Annotated in this window: 18 protein-coding genes; 7 read left to right on the top strand and 11 right to left on the bottom strand. The window is 46.7% G+C overall.

Going from position 1 to position 17,337, the window contains the following annotated elements:
- Positions 1–49: 49 nt before the first annotated feature.
- Entirely contained in the window at positions 50–1,024 is a 975-nt protein-coding gene (locus tag AC3WQ3_RS09665) for a ring-cleaving dioxygenase (RefSeq protein WP_492472104.1), read from the bottom strand.
- Positions 1,025–1,265: 241 nt separating this feature from the next.
- On the opposite strand from AC3WQ3_RS09665, the gene AC3WQ3_RS09660 reads away from it, so the two are divergent.
- On the top strand, positions 1,266–2,027 hold the full coding sequence (locus tag AC3WQ3_RS09660; RefSeq protein WP_492472103.1) for a YwaF family protein: 762 nt from the start codon (positions 1,266–1,268) through the stop codon (positions 2,025–2,027).
- Between the two features lie 99 nt (positions 2,028–2,126).
- Here AC3WQ3_RS09660 and AC3WQ3_RS09655 read toward each other — a convergent pair whose 3' ends face one another.
- The 3 genes from AC3WQ3_RS09655 to AC3WQ3_RS09645 all read right to left on the bottom strand — a co-directional run bounded on the left by AC3WQ3_RS09655 (position 2,127) and on the right by AC3WQ3_RS09645 (position 4,462).
- On the bottom strand, positions 2,127–2,921 hold the full coding sequence (locus AC3WQ3_RS09655) for a 3-oxoacyl-ACP reductase FabG (RefSeq protein ID WP_154892707.1): 795 nt from the start codon (positions 2,919–2,921) through the stop codon (positions 2,127–2,129).
- A 174-nt stretch (positions 2,922–3,095) separates the two neighbouring features.
- Positions 3,096–3,353, bottom strand: coding sequence for a YqkE family protein (locus tag AC3WQ3_RS09650; protein ID WP_110821486.1), 258 nt, complete (start codon positions 3,351–3,353; stop codon positions 3,096–3,098).
- A 458-nt stretch (positions 3,354–3,811) separates the two neighbouring features.
- Positions 3,812–4,462 carry a peptidylprolyl isomerase gene (locus AC3WQ3_RS09645; protein ID WP_492472102.1) on the bottom strand — a complete coding sequence of 217 codons (651 nt, stop codon included), beginning with the start codon at positions 4,460–4,462 and terminating at the stop codon, positions 3,812–3,814.
- Between the two features lie 255 nt (positions 4,463–4,717).
- Between AC3WQ3_RS09645 and AC3WQ3_RS09640 the strand changes: the two genes are divergently transcribed.
- Positions 4,718–5,950 carry an MFS transporter gene (locus AC3WQ3_RS09640; RefSeq protein ID WP_193723119.1) on the top strand — a complete coding sequence of 411 codons (1,233 nt, stop codon included), beginning with the start codon at positions 4,718–4,720 and terminating at the stop codon, positions 5,948–5,950.
- 157 nt (positions 5,951–6,107) lie between these two features.
- Here the strand turns inward: AC3WQ3_RS09640 and AC3WQ3_RS09635 are convergent, their stop codons facing one another.
- From AC3WQ3_RS09635 to AC3WQ3_RS09625, 3 genes are all read right to left on the bottom strand, one after another.
- Positions 6,108–6,287 carry a hypothetical protein gene (locus AC3WQ3_RS09635; protein ID WP_183522581.1) on the bottom strand — a complete coding sequence of 60 codons (180 nt, stop codon included), beginning with the start codon at positions 6,285–6,287 and terminating at the stop codon, positions 6,108–6,110.
- 44 nt (positions 6,288–6,331) lie between these two features.
- Entirely contained in the window at positions 6,332–6,703 is a 372-nt protein-coding gene (locus AC3WQ3_RS09630; protein WP_492472101.1) for a hypothetical protein, read from the bottom strand.
- A 152-nt stretch (positions 6,704–6,855) separates the two neighbouring features.
- Positions 6,856–7,017 carry a hypothetical protein gene (locus AC3WQ3_RS09625; protein WP_164764231.1) on the bottom strand — a complete coding sequence of 54 codons (162 nt, stop codon included), beginning with the start codon at positions 7,015–7,017 and terminating at the stop codon, positions 6,856–6,858.
- A 144-nt stretch (positions 7,018–7,161) separates the two neighbouring features.
- Between AC3WQ3_RS09625 and AC3WQ3_RS09620 the strand changes: the two genes are divergently transcribed.
- Positions 7,162–7,443 carry a hypothetical protein gene (locus tag AC3WQ3_RS09620; RefSeq protein WP_095288897.1) on the top strand — a complete coding sequence of 94 codons (282 nt, stop codon included), beginning with the start codon at positions 7,162–7,164 and terminating at the stop codon, positions 7,441–7,443.
- 203 nt (positions 7,444–7,646) lie between these two features.
- Positions 7,647–9,548, top strand: a complete 1,902-nt coding sequence (locus AC3WQ3_RS09615; RefSeq protein WP_127538052.1) for a sensor histidine kinase — start codon at positions 7,647–7,649, stop codon at positions 9,546–9,548.
- An 81-nt stretch (positions 9,549–9,629) separates the two neighbouring features.
- Here AC3WQ3_RS09615 and AC3WQ3_RS09610 read toward each other — a convergent pair whose 3' ends face one another.
- Both AC3WQ3_RS09610 and AC3WQ3_RS09605 read right to left on the bottom strand, forming a co-directional pair.
- A complete protein-coding gene (locus tag AC3WQ3_RS09610; protein ID WP_095288899.1) occupies positions 9,630–9,872 on the bottom strand; it encodes an NHLP leader peptide family RiPP precursor in 243 nt (80 codons plus the stop codon).
- A 45-nt stretch (positions 9,873–9,917) separates the two neighbouring features.
- Complete coding sequence (locus AC3WQ3_RS09605) at positions 9,918–10,880, bottom strand: hypothetical protein (protein ID WP_492472100.1); 963 nt, start codon at positions 10,878–10,880, stop codon at positions 9,918–9,920.
- Positions 10,881–11,102: 222 nt separating this feature from the next.
- Between AC3WQ3_RS09605 and AC3WQ3_RS09600 the strand changes: the two genes are divergently transcribed.
- Complete coding sequence (locus AC3WQ3_RS09600; RefSeq protein WP_492472099.1) at positions 11,103–11,834, top strand: hypothetical protein; 732 nt, start codon at positions 11,103–11,105, stop codon at positions 11,832–11,834.
- 125 nt (positions 11,835–11,959) lie between these two features.
- Here the strand turns inward: AC3WQ3_RS09600 and AC3WQ3_RS09595 are convergent, their stop codons facing one another.
- Positions 11,960–13,216: an acyltransferase gene (locus tag AC3WQ3_RS09595; protein WP_492472098.1), complete on the bottom strand. Its 1,257-nt coding sequence runs from the start codon at positions 13,214–13,216 to the stop codon at positions 11,960–11,962.
- Between the two features lie 120 nt (positions 13,217–13,336).
- Positions 13,337–14,314 carry an LCP family protein gene (locus AC3WQ3_RS09590; protein WP_154892700.1) on the bottom strand — a complete coding sequence of 326 codons (978 nt, stop codon included), beginning with the start codon at positions 14,312–14,314 and terminating at the stop codon, positions 13,337–13,339.
- A 180-nt stretch (positions 14,315–14,494) separates the two neighbouring features.
- Here AC3WQ3_RS09590 and AC3WQ3_RS09585 point away from each other — a divergent pair, with 180 nt between their 5' ends.
- Entirely contained in the window at positions 14,495–15,046 is a 552-nt protein-coding gene (locus tag AC3WQ3_RS09585; protein ID WP_492472097.1) for an undecaprenyl-diphosphatase, read from the top strand.
- Between the two features lie 210 nt (positions 15,047–15,256).
- Entirely contained in the window at positions 15,257–16,993 is a 1,737-nt protein-coding gene (locus tag AC3WQ3_RS09580) for a methyl-accepting chemotaxis protein (protein ID WP_492472096.1), read from the top strand.
- Positions 16,994–17,337 lie beyond the last annotated feature (344 nt).

The raw sequence follows: 17,337 nt of genomic DNA, 5'->3' as shown, positions 1-17,337 counted from the left end.
CAATAATCGTTTTTAGGTTTCTGAGAAATATCCTAAAGTTATGAGCTGCTTAACGAATTACGGTATCCAGTGGTTTGAGATTGGCTTCGATCTCTGCCCGGCGGCCTTCCAGGAATGGAGGCAAAGCGAGCGATTCACCCAGATGAGCAAGTTCCTCGTCCGTATCAAAACCAGGACCATCCGTTGCGAGTTCAAACAGGATACCATTCGCTTCACGGAAGTACAGGGACCGGAAGTAAAAGCGATCGACGAAGCCGGAATTAGGGAAGCTGAAGTTGCGAACACGTTCTACCCATTGTTTCAATTCTTCCTCATTATCCACCCGGAAGGCCACATGGTGTACGCTGCCACGTCCTGGTCTCTCAATTGGCAAGTCATTACGCTCCTCGACATGGACCTCGGAACCACTGCCTCCTTCACCGGATTCGAATACAAGTACATCCGGTTGTCCTGCAACAAAAGCAGGGTAGGTTCCTATTTGACGGAATCCAAGCAGCTCCGTGAGAACAGCTGCCGTCAACGAGGCATCCTGAACGGTGAGGTGTACAGGACCAAGACCGACAATACCATATTCAGCCGGTACCGGGCTCTGATCCCATGGTTTGCCCCCAGGAACACCTGTGTTGTTCTCGTCAGACACCAAGATCAGACGCTGGTTCTCAAAATCAGTAAATGAGAGTGTTGCGCGGCCTCCACGATTCGTAATTTCACCATGAGGTACTTCGTATTCGTCAAAACGTTTGATCCAATACTGGAGAGCAGCATCACTCGGAACGCGCAGCGAAGTAGCAGAGATGCTGTTCACGCCTTCACGCGTCTGTCCGGCCATCGGAATTTCGAAGAAGGTTAGCTCGGTGCCAGGATTACCTTTTTCATCTCCATAGAAAAGGTGGTACACGGAAACGTCATCCTGGTTTACTGTTTTTTTGATTAGGCGAAGGCCCATGACATCAGTATAAAAGCGATAGTTTTCAGCGGCATGTGCGGTCAGTGCGGATACGTGGTGAAGTCCTTTGATTTGCATTGTTAATTCCTCCTGAGTAATTGGGGTTGGTTATTCTTGATTATGTGTAAGTTGTTATTTAACTTTTATTAAGTGACTAACTTTTTGTTTGTTTTGTTCTGAATTTATCTTAACATAAAGATAATTAGAACGCAATACATATCTGCAAACAATCAACGGATAGACTTTCGCTTCAATTAATGCCAAAATGAAAAATATTACATTTCAAGGGATCACTGTTTGTGATGGGAAGGAGAAGAACATGGGATATCCCCAGTGGCTTGACCCTTATGATGAACGGCCCTTTATCATGTTTTCGAATCCACATCTATGGGCGATAGCCTGCACAGCGATAGTGATTATCTTGCTGTACCTGTTTAGAAATCAGTTGAGAGCCTGGCCAGAACGCACACGTAGGGTGCTGCGAATCACTTTAGCCATCTTTATGATAGGTTGTGAAGTGCTGCTTCAGTTATGGTATGTCTACGGCGGGGTGTGGAGTGTGAGGACATCGCTTCCGCTGGAGCTGTGCAGTCTGTCCCTGTTGTTATCGGCCGTGCTGCTGTTAACACGCAGTCGTATGCTGCATTCAGCATTATTATTTGCAGGGATTGCAGGTGCGCTGATGGCGATCGTAACTCCAAACCTCGGTTATACCGTTCCACATTTTCGTTTTATTCAATTTTTTACGGCTCATGCCTGTATTATACTTGCCTTGCTCTATATGACCTGGGTAGAACAGCTTCGTCCAAGCTGGAGATCAGTTGTGGGTTCGATGGTTTTTGTTAATGTGGCAGCGCTGATTGTATATGGAATGGATGTGCTTTTGGAAGCCAACTATATGTTTCTTCGTCATAAACCGGAGACGGCATCCGTACTGGATCTTCTGGGACCGTACCCGTTATACATTTTGGGGGAAGAAGTACTGGCAGCCGTATTGTTTTCGCTCATGTACGTGCTGTTCTTCGCCATTCCGGAGCGAGTGAAGAACCGGGTGAAGAAGGAGAGAAGTTCCGCAGTGTGATTGGCAAAAGGAGAACAATGAAAATCCCGCAGTATCCTGAAGCTCAGGAGACATGCGGGATGATTGGTTTATTGAGCTCGATGCGATGGGGCGGATAACTTATCCTCGAAGGAGGGATTCTGCACCATCCACGTAGATTCGTGTACCCGTGACATGGGAAGATTCGTCGGAAGCCAGGAAAAGCACCAGGTTGGCTACCTGTTCTGATGTACCAGGTTCACCCTTGAGCGGATGCTCATGGCCTTCCGGGAATTCCACGGGGATCTGTACATCCTTCAGATCATCTGATGGATAGGTGTTGTCATCGATATTGGTGTCGATGGCACCAGGACATACGGCGTTGACACGAATCTTGTAACGGGCAAGTTCGAGTGCAGCCATCTTCGTAAAAGCGGTTTGCCCGGCTTTGCTGGAAGCGTATGCAGAGAATCCGATACCTGAGAATACCCGGTTACCGTTAATCGAACTGGTGATGATGATGCTGCCTCCACGGTCTTTCAGATGGGGGATGGCGTATTTGACGGTTGCAAACGTGCCGCGCATATTAATCTCCATCGTTTGGTCCCAGTCTTCCGGTTCCATCGTTTCAATTGGAGCCATTGTGCCGTTGATCCCGGCATTGGCGAATACAATATCCAGTTTGCCGGCTTCAGCCGCAGCCTGATTAATGGCTTTTTGCACATGGTCCGGTTTGGAGATATCGCATTCGATCACATAAGCTTCGCCGCCAGCCTTCTCAATGGTCTGCTTCGTTTCTTCCGCTTTCTCTGGCGTACGGTCCAGCATGTAGACTTTGGCTCCATGCTCTGCAAAACGAATCGCGGTAGCCTGCCCAATACCGGAACCACCGCCGGTTACAATCGCCACTTTTCCATTCAAACGCTGTTCACTCATCCTGATCCCTCCACGTCCATAAGATTTCACTGTTACTCTCTATCTCTACATACCCGGCATAAGGGAGGTGAATCAGAATCCTTCATACTTGTCCAACCAAAAAAACAGGACCGATAATCGGTCCTGCATCTACATCTGAAATGACGTCTAATATGCGAATCGCTTGCTGAAATGTTATTTATGCTTCTTCCAGTCGAGCGAGCTGTTATTCAATAAATACTCGAAGTCATTATCCCGACGCTTCTGTTCCGCTTTGCGAGCTTCTTCTGCCTGCTGGCGTTCCTCTTCCTTGCGCTGGGCTTCGGCAGCCTTGGCTTCATCAGCTTGAGCCTTCAGCTTCTCCAGCACGTCGCTGCTGAGCAGATCCTTCAGCGTCGTTGGTTTATCCTGAGCTGCTTTGGGGGCAGCAGGTTGTTTTTTGGATTTTGCCATGGAAAATTCTCCTCTCCAACGTAAATCAGGTTCCCTGTTTCGATCCGTAGTCATAGTATATCAGGTTCCGGGTATGCATTCCATGAAACGAGTCAAGAAAAGAAGGAAATCTGCTGTTCCGTGACGAATGAAAACGGGTATAAAATCATATAGTATTACCGATACTGCGACTATTCCCTGGAGAAAGGAGTCGTTGTTCGTGGAAGTTGACCGCAGCATGTTGAAAGGGCTTGCATGGGGGATTGCCTTCAGCTGCCCGCTATGGATTGCGATTATTGGCTGGTTCCGTTTGTTGGGGTGGATGTTGTGAGATCAGCGGGTTGCAGAGCTGCTGCATATATAATGCGTAGAGGGCTTTTTTTTAAGCCTCATATGTAAACGCTATCATTAAATAAAGCTCTGCCTTGCGTATTTATCGCAAGACAGAGCTTTTGTTTGTTTGGAATGTGCCTGAAGGCTTATTCCTCAGGCATTTTAACAGGTTCAGGATATTCCAGTCCATGCGTGTCTACGGTCACTTTTTTCATGACTTGATCGGTAACCGGTTTGTCGTTCTGGCCCACTTCCTGAGCAGCAATCTCATCGACTACGTCCATTCCCTCTGTGACTTTGCCAAAGGAAGCGAACGCGTTGTCCAGATGGTCTGCATCTGCCAGCATAATGAAAAATTGTGACCCGGCAGAATCCAGGCTGTCTCCACGCGCCATGGAGATAACACCACGTGTGTGCTTCAGATTATTTTTGTGGCCGTTGGATGTGAATTCACCCTTAATGGCATATCCGGGGCCGCCTGTCCCATTACCATTTGGATCTCCACCTTGAATCATGAAGCCCGGAACAACGCGGTGAAAGATGAGGCCATCATAGAAACCCTGATTGGCCAGCGAGATGAAATTGTATACCGTGTTGGGCGCAATGTCCGGATAGAGCTCAATCACGATTTTTTGCCCGTCCTGCATTTCAATCGTGGCTACCGGATTTTGACCTTCAGGCGGTGCCGGAACGGGTTCCGTAGCGCTGCTCGAAGGGCGTCCGCAGCCGCTAATAACAATAAGCAGCAGCGCCATGATCAGCGATGCAGCAGTTGTTTTTTTCCATCGTAAAGACATGAGAATGTTCCCCCTTGCATCTCTGCTTAATGTATTTCAACGGAATTATTTTGGGATAATCCATCAACTATCATACCGTTTTTTGGGACAGGAAGGCAATCCAAGCTTTGCTTTTGCAGGTGCAGGGATGGTCTTCATGGCAGCATAGGTGTAAAATAAGGAAAATGCTTCCGCAGCAGGGACGTACGGGTCTGTTCCGTCCGCTCCAAACCACGGCAGTCCCGGGCGTCAGTAACGGAAAGGGCGTGTGGGTATATGGACTTCTCGTGGAAGCGTAATCTGGTGATTTTGTGGATTGGTGTATTTTTTTGCAGCACCGCGTATTCGATCTCCATCCCGTTTTTGCCCTTGTTTCTGAGCGGCGATCTTGGCGTTCGTGATCACCTGGAGTTTTGGTCAGGGCTGGCCTTTGGCATCACATTTCTGGCCAGTGCACTGGTGTCTCCGTTCTGGGGTTCCCTGGCAGACAAATACGGACGCAAGCCGATGCTGATCCGGTCGGGATACAGCCTTGCGGTTTTGTATTTAATCAATTATTTTGTACAGGACCCATATTCACTCATCGTAGTCCGGCTGTTTCAGGGATTGCTGGCTGGTTTCGTTCCGGCTGCGATTGCCCTTGTAGGTACGAATACCCCGGAAGCGAAGACCGGATACGCACTCGGTATCATGTCCACCGCCGGAGCTACGGGCGGGATCATTGGTCCGCTGATTGGCGGTGTGGTAAGCCACTACTATGGTAATCGAAATGCTTTTTTATTTTCAGCCATTGTGGTACTCGTCTCTGCGGTAATCGCGACCTTCTGGGTAAAAGAGGAGAATTTCAATCGCAATAAGCCGCGTTCCCATGTCATGGATGATATCCGTGAAGCCAGAGCGAATCGTCTGTTTATTACGGTGTTAGGCATGATGGGCATCTGTACCTTTTCCGTCATGATTCTTGAGCCGCTACTTACGGTCTATGTCATGGAGATGGGGATTCAGCCCGACCGGGCATCACTCAGCTCAGGTATTATTTTCTCAGCGGTAGGTATAGCTACCGTCATTATGGCACCGAGATGGGGGAAGATTGGTCAGCGCATCGGTTACGGCAAAGTGTTGATTATTGGACTCGTCGGTGGGGCAGTGGGGAATCTGCTGCAATTTTTTACGACAGGTTATATTGGTTTTGGTGTTTTGCGGTTTGTCTACGGGTTGTTCTTCGCGGCCGTGTTCCCGGCCATCAATGCCATGATTGTGCAGGCGACGGACCCGGGCTTCCGAGGAAGGGCCTTTAGCCTGAATCAGTCGGCGTCCCAGATCGGTACGATGGCAGGACCTATCATTGGTGGTATTCTCGGTGGATGGCTGCCTATTCGCTGGATTTTTATCATCAATGGACTGGCGCTGTTAATCACAGCGATTGTAGCCAAATGGTCTGGCTTGGAGCATAAGCTTCCGGGTTCAGGAAAATCAGCATCGAAGAAAGCGGTAACAGCAGATCGATAGATGGATATTACGGAGAGAGATGGCGCTGTAGCAATACAGCAGCCATCTTTTTGACATGACTATATATGTGGGCAAGTAATATACATTTAAAAAGGGAAACCTCTTCATGAGAGATTTCCCTATTGTTCAGCCTGATTCATTTCATAGAAAAGGTGTATCATTCTTCAGAATCGGATTTCTCCTTCGGAATGGCATGCTCAACAGCATCACGCTGATCCTCTTTTTCCAGAGCGTCCGGAAATGAATCTTCCGTAAATAGTCCGAAATCAGGATCGATGTCCCGTTCGGTTACCAAATTATCCGGCGTCTCGACATGCTTATGGTGATCATCCTTCATTATGCTGCACCTCCTTATTCACGACGCAAGGGAGTTTGCCAATCTTAACCTCGTGGAAGAATGTCGTCCTGCGGTTTGGCACCCGCCCCCGCGCCATTGAGAAGATCAGTACCATGAAGGGCGTCCGGATCAGGTGCAGCCGGGTCAACCGGGCTATTTGGCTGCAGCAGATCAGCATCAGGTACAGATTCCAGTGCAGGCTCTGCCAAACGTGATTCGAGCTCCTCATCCTCTACTGTCGTTGCAGCTGCAGGAGGAAGCTCCGTCTCATCGGTTTCAATCCGTCTTCCGGACACTTCGTCAAATGTATCCATATCGCCCTCGGGTACTTCCGTTTCGGGCGGAATATCGCGGGACCTCTGATATCGGTCATAATAACGGTCGCTTTCGTCATTACTAATCGGTCTGTCTGTCATAAGTAGCAGCTCCTTTCAGGAATTAAATGTGATTGACAGCATGTATTATTGTGCTGATATTTTCTAAGGTTCTTACCCGGTAGTTACCCAAACCCTAAACGTTGTAATCCTGCACGTGTTAGCATTCCCTGGGTTGACCCGAATATGAATGATTAAAATTTAGGGAATACATATTTGACGAGAAAGTACAGGAAGCCGAAAAAAATGAGTACATAAGCCGCATATTTAATAAAAGTGGAGGCGACCATGCTGGAATCCGATTTTTGCTGGATATCTTTCCGTTCTACTTCTACCGTTTTGTGTGGCTCGTTCATTTAAATCATCTCCTTAATAGGTGAATGGTTGCTTTGAGGAACCATTACACCCATAGAAGCGAATTGAATCGCAGAGCAGCTGGTACAGCTTTCGAGCAAGGCCTATGTTATGATGGAGCATGATGAAATAGGGAGGGATTCCAGTTGGAATGGTTTACACTTGGCAATATGATCACTCGAATCCGAATTGGACAAAAGGCATCTACGCCCGGCTTTTCGCGTACAGTCATTCGCAGACCGGACGGTTTGTTCTGGGTCGGTGGCATATGGGCCGGACAAGTTGTCCAGTTGCGTGATTTTCTTTTTTCGGATATATGGACGATTTATGAGGATGAGGAAACGGAGCAGTGGCTGAAGTTTCGGAATGCCTATGAACGAACGGAACGGGAAATGATTGAGAACCAGTTCGAAGATTTGCGCGGGTAAGACAAAGGATAACTGGATTCCCTCGTTATAAAATGGAAATAAATATATAGTTGGACTAAAATGTGATTTTTTTCGTTTGCCATTAGAAGGTGACACGTTAAATCATGGCGAATCATAAATGATAGAGTTAGGGGATAGATGCAGCATTTTGCATCATTCGAATATTGCTAAATGCTCAAAATATGAACTTTGAGGTGCTGTGAATGAAAAATGTGCCCAAAGCTATCATCGTCCTATGGATCAGCCTGTTATTCATCATGTATTGGCCGCAGGGAGTAGGCGCTGCAGGTGTACAGGAAGATAACAGTCCTGTCCCCATTACGACATGGGAAGTAAAATGGGGAAATGAACACGATCAGGGGTTTATCAGCGAAGTGGGAAGACCCGATGAGGTCTGGGAGCGGCAAGGGCTGGAGAAGCCGGATTATACTACGGTAAATCCTTCTACGGAGTCACTATGGACTCGCTTGACCATTCCGCAACTGAGTGAGGATAATTCTGCCATTCGTTTTGAAAATATTAAAGGTCAACATATTGTGATCTATCTTAAGGATCGCAAGGTGTATGAGAACTATCATTATAACTATGACAACAATGCGGCACTGCTGCCCCTATCTATCGAAAATTCAGGTGAGCAGCTGTATATATGGACTGAAAATACCAACGGTCGACTCGGAATCTTCGGGACGGTGGAGGTAGGCAGATACACCAATCTGCAGGAGAGATATATTCATAATGGCTTGTTGGATGTCATCTTAGGGGCAACCTTTCTGTTTACAGCCATGACCATGCTCAGCTGTACATTCTTCTTTGGCAAATTCCATAAGGGATTATGGATCTCGCTATGTGTTGTCATGGGTTCCATCGGAACGATGATCATTACGTATTCACAATTTCTGTATACGTTCTACCAGATTTACGGGGATCTCTACTCCATATTGTTCGATATGGCGATGCTGGCGGGAATGCCTGCACTATGTTATTTTTTCGAACAGATTATTGGGGCGGGGCCTTATGGGATCTTCACGAAGTTAAGAAAATTCCAGCTCGTGTATTCCGGTATTGCAATCATCGCACTGCTCGTGTATTTCATCTCGAGCGGTCAATGGGACGTACTATATGTATTTCTGGTTCAAAAGGCAATCGGCGTCATTTTGGTAATCCTGCTGACATTACTGATGATAGGCACCATATCCCAGGCACTAAGAAGAAACAAGGAAGCAATACTGCTGGCTGCAGGATACAGTACGTTTGCGCTCATCAGTGTAGCTGAGTTGTTATGGTACTACCAGCGGAATGGCACGTATCATCTCATATGGTGGAAGTGGTCGATGGTTGCTTTTATCATAGCGCTTATTGCCATTCTGGGCAGTCGTTTTGCGGAAAAGCATAGACAGGTCATTGAATACTCCAAGGAACTGGAGCTGTTCAACAATGAATTGCAGCGATCCGAGAAGATGGAGATTATTAGTGAGCTGGCCGCTTCAGTTGCGCATGAAGTTCGCAATCCTCTACAGGTGACCAGAGGTTTTCTACAGCTGATGACCGAACAGGAAGACAACAAAAACAAGGGGTATGTGCGAATTGCCCTTGAGGAGCTTGACCGAGCATCAGGGATCATTACGGACTTTCTGACGTTTGCCAAACCGGAGTTCGATCATATTGCTTCTCTGAATATTGCTGATGAGTTCACACATATAGAAGGGATTCTGGTGCCGATGGCCAATCTGGAGGGCGGCAAAATAACGACTGATATCCCGCCAGATCTCTGGATTCGAGGCAACTCTTCCAAGTTCAAACAAGCCTTTATTAATATTATTAAAAACAGTATCGAAGCTTTGCAGGGTCAAGGCCAGATTGATATATGGGCCTATGCCCAGGATGGAATGATTAAAGTTCACGTGAGGGATAATGGGGAAGGCATGGATGAGGAAGCTTTGGTCCGCCTGGGTGAACCCTACTTCTCCAACAAAATCAAGGGAACAGGGCTTGGCATGATGGTAACCTTTCGAATTGTGGAAGCGATGCATGGCGAGATCTCATTTACAAGCACAAAAGGGGTAGGAACGGAAGCTGTCGTATCTTTTGCCGAGTTCGTCGATTGACGGACTGGCAGAAGATAGACAGCTTTTTGGTTCTCTACCCCTTTACCTGTAATGTTGGCCCAGAGCCGTTAAGTTGGGTGCTTAGGTTCTCCAAGGTCCGCAATTTACGTCATAATTCACTTTGGAGGGATTGGGCGGAATGACAAGAACATAATCATTCTGCTGTTCTTCTACGGTACGGATCTTGACGTTGTCCGGAATATCAATACCGAATGCATCGCGAAGTGCCTGTTTTGGATTGGAATGCAGCTGCTGTCTGAAATGTTCATCGGTCCAGGCCTTTTCAATAATATCCTCATGCATTGTTCTCTCAGATACCATCATCGTTCAACAATCCCTTCTTCATATAGAATATGAACTGTCACAGTTTCATGACTTCCCTTGTGGGTTTAAGGCATGTTCACTGATCCAGTAATGAAACCCGCCTTGATGAAGCATTTTTTTGTGCTGCTTGATTGCCTCGACAGCTTGTACAAGTGTTTGGCATAAATGCGTATTAAAGGACAAAAGGTGCGGAATTCCTGAGTTAGACGATGCCAATATGTCGTGATATCGGTAAGCAATGTCTACATAAGAGTTCATGATTGATGTGCTGTACATATTATCCTGGATACGCTCGCTTAGCGGCTGTTCAGGATAAGTTAGTTGTAGAGCAGAAGAAATATGAGAAAGGAAACTATTATAATTTCCCTGCGCAGCATCTTGATCCATGTCATTGAAATCGTCTGTCATCTGGAGGGTCATGAGTGCGATGTTAACAGCAGAACATACAGCATTAATTCGGTCTTTTTGTTCAAGTAAAAGAAGAGCACCTGCAGCTCCAAGTTGAAGGGGGGCTGCCTTTTGGGCAATCAGAAGCGGGTTTTCTTTGAAGTAATCCAGCGACTTCTCGCCGTTAACACTAACAGCCCAGTCCGTTACATATTGTCTGAAATAGGTCCAAAACAGGGAAGACGGGCTAAATAAATCCGAGTAAATACGTAAAGCATCCATGTAGTATAAATTACCCAAGGATAACTTCAATGTGCTGTCGTCAGGACGTTCATCCATCACTTCATCCTGATTGAAAAAATACAACATATGAATCAGACAGGCCGTGCTTAACTTATGTGCAGTCTGTGGGGGGAGTCCGTCTGAAATCTGCATCCAGAGCGGAATAATGTAGCCAATATAGCTGTGACCTGAATCGCGTAACAGGGGATTAATCAAATGAAGTTGTTTCAGTGCATGTTCTGACAGGGATTCAGGATAGTTCTGAACCAGCTGCTCGGCAGCAGCGAACACCACCTCCAAATCGGATCTAAACGGATCAAGCCATTCTCTCCGCATCATTTGCTTACGCCCTTCCCGCAATAAAATAATTAAGGACTATTCGACTAGATCATGGAGTTATACCCAGTATAGCGGATATGAATTGAAAAAAATAGGATCTTTTGTGATGAATTGTGAAATGTTTGATGACTTTTTGTATTTTTATGGGATAAAAATGGGTGGATTAGGCTCAAACTAGGTGTAGACCACAGTATTTCGACATACGAAAGGCGGAAAACAAATATGAAGCACCCATGGAAAACATGGCTTGTAAGCAGTTTGGCAGCCATGCTCATAGTAGCAGCAACGGGAAATGCTGCCTCAGCCAGTGCGGCAGAAAAGCCGGACAGCACCGGAATGACAACTCCGGCAGCTTCCCAGCATGACAAACAACCTTGTATGCAGGCAAGCCATGGATTATTTATGATTGGTGAAACTGCCGATCTGCTCGGCATTGGACTCCGAGATCTGAAGGAGCAGATGGAGTTAGGCAAGACACTGAGCCAGATTGCCAAGGAGCGCAAAGGTCTAAGCGAAGAGCAGCTGTTACAGAAGCTCAAACCATCCCTTGTGAAACGTCTGGATCAAGCTGCTGCAGAAGGTTGCCTAACCAAGGAGCAGGTCTCGGCAGCCAAGGCTGGCATGGATGAAAAGCTGAAAAAGGTGATCAATACTCCCCTCAGAGAGCTGCGTAGGGAGTTTGCAGGTCATGGTAGAAAACATGCTTCCTTGAACCACAAGGCGATTGCTCAATTTATCGGCATTACGCCGGAACAGCTTCATGAGCAGTTGAAAAGTGGAAAGTCTCTTGCTGAAGTTGCTAAAGCACATGGAATTAGTGAAACACAGCTTATTGACAAGCTGAAGGAGCAGTTAACGGGGGATTTGCAGCGGCTCGTGAACCATAAGGGCGGGGCACATTCTATTCCACGGGAGCATGCACCGGGGCACCCGGCTTCGACCGAGTCAGATTAATGTATGTATATGCAGGGCGCCTGGTCTTCTTCGGAAGACAGGCGCCCTGTTTCTCGTCAACATAGGTGTATAACGAGGTTGACTGAGTTTTACTTTTACTAGACTATGTTATGTGATCAGCTCTTCTATCTTGTTTCGGAAGAATGGCCTGCACTTGCACTCAGCGGTGTAACTGATCCGGCTTTAAGCCGAGGCTCTACAGGATCGGAGCTTTGAACAGGCGAGTTCCTGCTCCGCTTACGCTGTAACCCGACCGTATAACGTGAACCTGGTAATCGGGATAGTCCATAGCTGATGGCCAGCGCTAAGACAGCTGTCACCAGAAATGACAGCAAGGTTACGGGCAAATGCCAGCCGCCAAGCTGGAGTGGTCTGGTGAAGTAGGCGATTGCATAGATAACCAGAGCATGCACAAGATATCCCCCGAACGAATAGCGGCCGATCCAGGTGAGCGCGCCCAGAAACTTCGTTGTTTTACCTCGTAATAGGACAAGGAATCCATATAACATGAACATCTGCGCCATAATAATAATGAACGTTGTCGGCTTCAGATATGTCGATATATTAAGATTAACAACATCCCCAGAACCTCTGAGCACATCGTAACCCAGCCAGAAGTACATGCCAGTGAAAAGACTGATCATCCATGGGAGTGCACGAATGGTCCAGTTTCTCCAAGTGTCTACAGCCCAAGCGCAAACTGCCCCAAGTAAAAAATAGAACCAGTACATTACCCAGGAATAGGAACGATACTCCAGCAATGTCGACCAGGGCTTCGTAAGTGCCGCTGTCCAGCTGGCCATGTCGTAATAGGACCACTTCATCAGCAAGCTATACATTCCCGCTGCAAGCAGAACAAGCAACAGAACGGAATGCATGCGCGTTATTCTGGTGATTTTGGTAAGCTGGCTGTTCACGAATTGAACCACGAGCCGGAACAAGGGAAATAACACATAAAACTGAAAAATCATAATGACAAACCAGAGATGATATCCTGTCTGAGGGATGAAAAGCTCGCGGATTAGGCTGCGTACATCAGGCGTGCCCGAGAGCCAAAATGCAGGTGTGAACATGCGAACAGACAGCCAGTAGATCAGTGTCCAGAGAACAAAAGGGACATAAATATCCCCAAATCGTTTTCGGATAAATGGACGGTATTCCGGCTTGACCTGACGATAATGATAAAAAAGCATCACACCGGACAAAAAGACAAAGGTCGGCGTTCCGAACCGGGTGAGATGATAGATCATGGTCAGCATGACGGAATCCGGCTGTTCAATATCTGAACGATAGATATATTCCGCAATATTATGCTGCATGACGATGGCGAGAAACGCGATCCCGCGCAGCTGCGTCCACTCTTCTATACGCGGTTTACCCAAGATGGCCCGCCTCCTTCCAATACACAACATCATTAAAGGGTACTATCTCAACATTAAGAGGAGATTAAATGGTGAAAAAAGGATAAAAAAACGGCGGCCCAAATGGCCGCCGCTTTTCTATTATTGTTGCTCTGCCTGAGCATCTTCCTCAAACAGATTTTGAATGAATGCCTGGAGTTTATTTTTGTCCACGCCCAGAACCTGGGCAGAACCTGCAAGCTCGTTGGTTAACAATTTATTAGGTGGAATCTGCTGTTTGTCCACTTCATTGACATTAATATCAAAACCGAGCGAGGCCAGCTTCAGCATCTGCGTAGGGCTGAGGTCTGTTTCGATATAAGGGGCAACCGCCTCCAGGATCTCCGGAATTTTGAAGAGAGAGGTAGTGGTTTGCAGCTTCTTGGCAAGCTCGGTCATGAAAATTCGCTGCCGTTCAGTGCGCGTGAAGTCCGATGTGGCATCATGCCGAAAACGAACATATTGGAGGGCCGTTTTGCCGTCCATGTGCTGAAGTCCTTTTTTGAGATCAATGTCATACATATGTTTGTCAGCTTTGCTGGTGTAGTACATGTCTTTTTCCACATCAATATCAATGCCGCCTACGGCATCGACAAGAGCCATAAAGCCGATGAAGTCCGTGTATACGTAATGCTGAATCGGAATGCCCAGCAGATTGCTTACCGTTTGTTTGGTCAATTCAGCGCCTCCGTATGAAAAAGCTGCGTTAAGCCGGCTTTTGCCATGTCCGGGTATTTCCACATATGTATCTCGCAGGACAGAGAATAAATGCGCTCGTTTGGACACCGGATCAATGGAAGCCACCATGACCGAATCGGAGCGCCCTGCATCATCACCTCTGGAGTCACCCCCGAGAAGCAGGATGTTTACGCGTTCCTTGCCTTCCCACTTGGGAATTGGTGTTGTTGTAGTGTCCGTACCAAGGTCTGTCTGAGGATTGGATGTAGACGATGAGGAAGTACCTGAAGCGGTTGAGATACTATTAGCAAAATGTACAATGGAATATCCGTAATATACGAGGACACCTGTTACGGCAAGTGCCAGGGTTAGGGTTGTCCCCCATAACCATTTTTTAAGCATAATCTTCACCTTTCTATTGTTGAACTGATATGTAACCCAGACTATTTTAACAAAAAGTAAGGAAAATGTCCCCTTTGATTTCGAATATTCGGTCAGCTGGTGCATTGTTTGACAAATCGTTGGTGGGTATTATAGTGTAAAACGAATCACGTTTTATGTCATGGAGGTATGAACGCAATTATGAATCAATCTGTTTTTAACTGGATCAACCAGTTTGCGGACCGGGCTCCGCTTCTGGACTGGTTTATGATCACTGCAGCAGAATATGCCGTGTGGATTATGATTGCCCTTCTGGTTATTGTCTGGTTCCTGGGTAATCCGGCCAAGCAGCGTATTGTCTTTTATGCATGTGTAGCATCTATTGTAGCTCTTGTTCTTGCCAAATGGGGCATTTCTCCAGCCGTTGGTCATCCAAGACCCTTTGTGGAAGGGAATGTACATCAGCTGGTGCCGCATGTACCGGATCCATCTTTTCCAAGCAAGCATGCTTTCTTTGTCTTTGCCCTTGCTGCCGCTTCATTTTTCATCGGACGTCGTTTCGGATGGTGGATGCTGCTGCTTGCCGTGCTGACTGGGGTATCGCGTGTATATGTAGGTGTGCATTATCCGGGAGATATCCTTGGCGGATTTGTTCTGGGCAGTCTGGTCAGTGTCATTCTGATCACAACGCGTAACTATACGAAGTCGGTTCCTGATTTCTTTATCCATATCCATCGGAGAGTTTTCCGTTAGAATAGCGTTTATGATGTGGGGACAAGGATTGGGGGATATATACATTGAAGTCTTGAGTTTTGGCTGTGCCAAAGACTTGAGGCTTTTTTGTTTTTAGGAAGTTACATGAAATTGATGAAAATTAAATTTCGAATATCTACAATTCATGTCGATAGATGTCGATATACTATTCATACTTTTTGGTTTATGGCCAAGTTGGGAGTGGGAAACATGAAAAGCACGCGGGGAAACGCGTTAGGGAAAATGAGATTGACCATTCGGATGAAATTGTTGGCTGGGTTTCTGGTGGTAGTTGCACTGTTTGCCTTTGTAACTACGTATGCCTTGACGCAGATTCAGGGGATGGCCGATACTTCTGAAGAGATCGATCAGACGTGGATGCCAAGCGTCAGGCTGCTTGGGATGATGAACGGCGATGTTTCAGACGTAGAGCGTCAGGCTCTTGCAGCCATTGTTGAGACGGATGAGAATTCAATCGCAGAGATAAGTGAATCTTTAGAGCAGCTCCAAGTCAAGATTGAGGATGAGCGAAAACAGCTGCTTGAGCTCATTAAGGGCAATGCCGAAGCGATGGCGCTATATGATACGTTCAGTACGAACTATGATGCCTACTTGGGCAAAATGCCTGGATTTGTCGAACGGGGTATGGCTAACGACTATGGTGAAGCCAGCAGGCTGCATTCAGAGGCATTTCCATTATGGGATACAGCCAATGATTCAATTGTTCAGCTAATTACGATGAGTAATGAATTAGCGGGACAAGCTACAGCTGACTCGTTGGATGAAGCCAATAGTGCTTTTATTATCATTTTGGTAGTAACCATTATTGCCTTTCTGATTGCACTCTTTATCGCTTTCTTCATTGCAAGTATCATCTCGAGACCAATTCAGAAGATGAACGAATCGGCAATGCGTATTGCAAACGGTGATCTAACCGGTGAAGCGATTACGCTTAAAAATAAGGATGAGCTTGGCACGCTGGCTGCTTCCTTCAATACAATGACAGGCAACTTGCGTGCGATGATTCAGTCCGTTTCCATGACATCCGAGCAGGTAGCTGCTTCGTCGGAAGAACTGCTTGCGAGTGCAGAGCAAAATACGCAGGCATCCGAGCAAATCTCTGCCACGGTTGAACAGCTGGCTGTAGGCACATCGGATCAGGTAAACATGGTGAAACGTTCTTCCCAGGCGATGAGCGAGATGGCCATCGGTTCTGAACAGATTGCAGAGCTTGCTCAGAGCGTATCCGTATCGGCTGTAGATGCAGCGAATCAATCGGCTGAAGGGAATATGATTATCCAGCAGGCCGTGGATCAAATGGGATCGGTACGTACGTCCATTGCTTCACTTACAGAGCTCGTAACCGGGCTTGGAGAACGTTCTGCAGAGATTGGCAGCATCACAGAGGTCATCAACAATATCGCCCGTCAAACCAACCTTCTCGCATTGAATGCTGCGATTGAGGCCGCACGTGCAGGGGAGCACGGACGAGGTTTCGCCGTTGTTGCCGGAGAAGTTCGTAAATTGGCCGAAGAATCATCGGAGTCTGCACAGAAAATTACGGACCTGGTTCAGCTCATTCAGAATGACACGAACCATGCGGTACAGGCCGTAAAAGTGAACAGCAGTGAAACAGAAGCCGGAATAGAGATGGTAACTGCGGCAGGACAAGCCTTCGAGCAAATCTCAGAAGCAGTGAACAAGGTCGCTGGTGAAATTCAGGAAGTATCTGCCGGATCCGAAGAAATGTCAGCAAGTACGGATGAAGTGGTTCGATATGTGGATCAAATCTCCAATATTGCTGAAGAAGCATCAGGCGGGGTACACAATGTATCTGCAGCAACTGAAGAACAGCTGGCTTCCATGGAAGAGATTGCGTCATCGGCTGGTTCTCTCTCCAAAATGGCAGAAGAATTGCAAGAACAGATCAATAAATTCAAAGTATAGAAAATATCAGAGAAGGTTACTTCATGCGCGCAGACCTGCGTCATGAGTAACCGTCTTTTTTTGCTCTAAAGCAATATGGGCCTATCTACTTTTCGAGAAGGGAAGGAATTCCTGAAACAGCTTGTAGGAATTTGAATCAATAAAACGGCAGTTTTTGCTGATTTTAGACGTAGTAATGTTTACCACTTATGGAATTTGCAAATGTGATGGTGGGTATATGGACCTATATGCTGTTTTAGTTGAAATAACCTATCCGTAGAAGCTGGAAACGAAGTGGTATCAAATAGTTACAATATTTTAACCTTTAGAAATTGCTTAATATTCATGCAGTAATTCATGTGGAT

It is taken from the genome of Paenibacillus sp. FW104-T2 (genome assembly GCF_058789975.1).
This window is presented reverse-complemented; position numbering and strand designations above follow the sequence as displayed.

Coding starts and splice junctions, on each gene's coding strand:
- AC3WQ3_RS09665 (WP_492472104.1), bottom strand. CDS start 1,024: ATGCAAATCAAAGGACTTCACCACGTATCCGCACTGACCGCACATGCC.
- AC3WQ3_RS09660 (WP_492472103.1), top strand. CDS start 1,266: ATGGGATATCCCCAGTGGCTTGACCCTTATGATGAACGGCCCTTTATC.
- AC3WQ3_RS09655 (WP_154892707.1), bottom strand. CDS start 2,921: ATGAGTGAACAGCGTTTGAATGGAAAAGTGGCGATTGTAACCGGCGGT.
- AC3WQ3_RS09650 (WP_110821486.1), bottom strand. CDS start 3,353: ATGGCAAAATCCAAAAAACAACCTGCTGCCCCCAAAGCAGCTCAGGAT.
- AC3WQ3_RS09645 (WP_492472102.1), bottom strand. CDS start 4,462: ATGTCTTTACGATGGAAAAAAACAACTGCTGCATCGCTGATCATGGCG.
- AC3WQ3_RS09640 (WP_193723119.1), top strand. CDS start 4,718: ATGGACTTCTCGTGGAAGCGTAATCTGGTGATTTTGTGGATTGGTGTA.
- AC3WQ3_RS09635 (WP_183522581.1), bottom strand. CDS start 6,287: ATGAAGGATGATCACCATAAGCATGTCGAGACGCCGGATAATTTGGTA.
- AC3WQ3_RS09630 (WP_492472101.1), bottom strand. CDS start 6,703: ATGACAGACAGACCGATTAGTAATGACGAAAGCGACCGTTATTATGAC.
- AC3WQ3_RS09625 (WP_164764231.1), bottom strand. CDS start 7,017: ATGAACGAGCCACACAAAACGGTAGAAGTAGAACGGAAAGATATCCAG.
- AC3WQ3_RS09615 (WP_127538052.1), top strand. CDS start 7,647: ATGAAAAATGTGCCCAAAGCTATCATCGTCCTATGGATCAGCCTGTTA.
- AC3WQ3_RS09610 (WP_095288899.1), bottom strand. CDS start 9,872: ATGATGGTATCTGAGAGAACAATGCATGAGGATATTATTGAAAAGGCC.
- AC3WQ3_RS09605 (WP_492472100.1), bottom strand. CDS start 10,880: ATGATGCGGAGAGAATGGCTTGATCCGTTTAGATCCGATTTGGAGGTG.
- AC3WQ3_RS09600 (WP_492472099.1), top strand. CDS start 11,103: ATGAAGCACCCATGGAAAACATGGCTTGTAAGCAGTTTGGCAGCCATG.
- AC3WQ3_RS09590 (WP_154892700.1), bottom strand. CDS start 14,314: ATGCTTAAAAAATGGTTATGGGGGACAACCCTAACCCTGGCACTTGCC.
- AC3WQ3_RS09585 (WP_492472097.1), top strand. CDS start 14,495: ATGAATCAATCTGTTTTTAACTGGATCAACCAGTTTGCGGACCGGGCT.
- AC3WQ3_RS09580 (WP_492472096.1), top strand. CDS start 15,257: ATGAAAAGCACGCGGGGAAACGCGTTAGGGAAAATGAGATTGACCATT.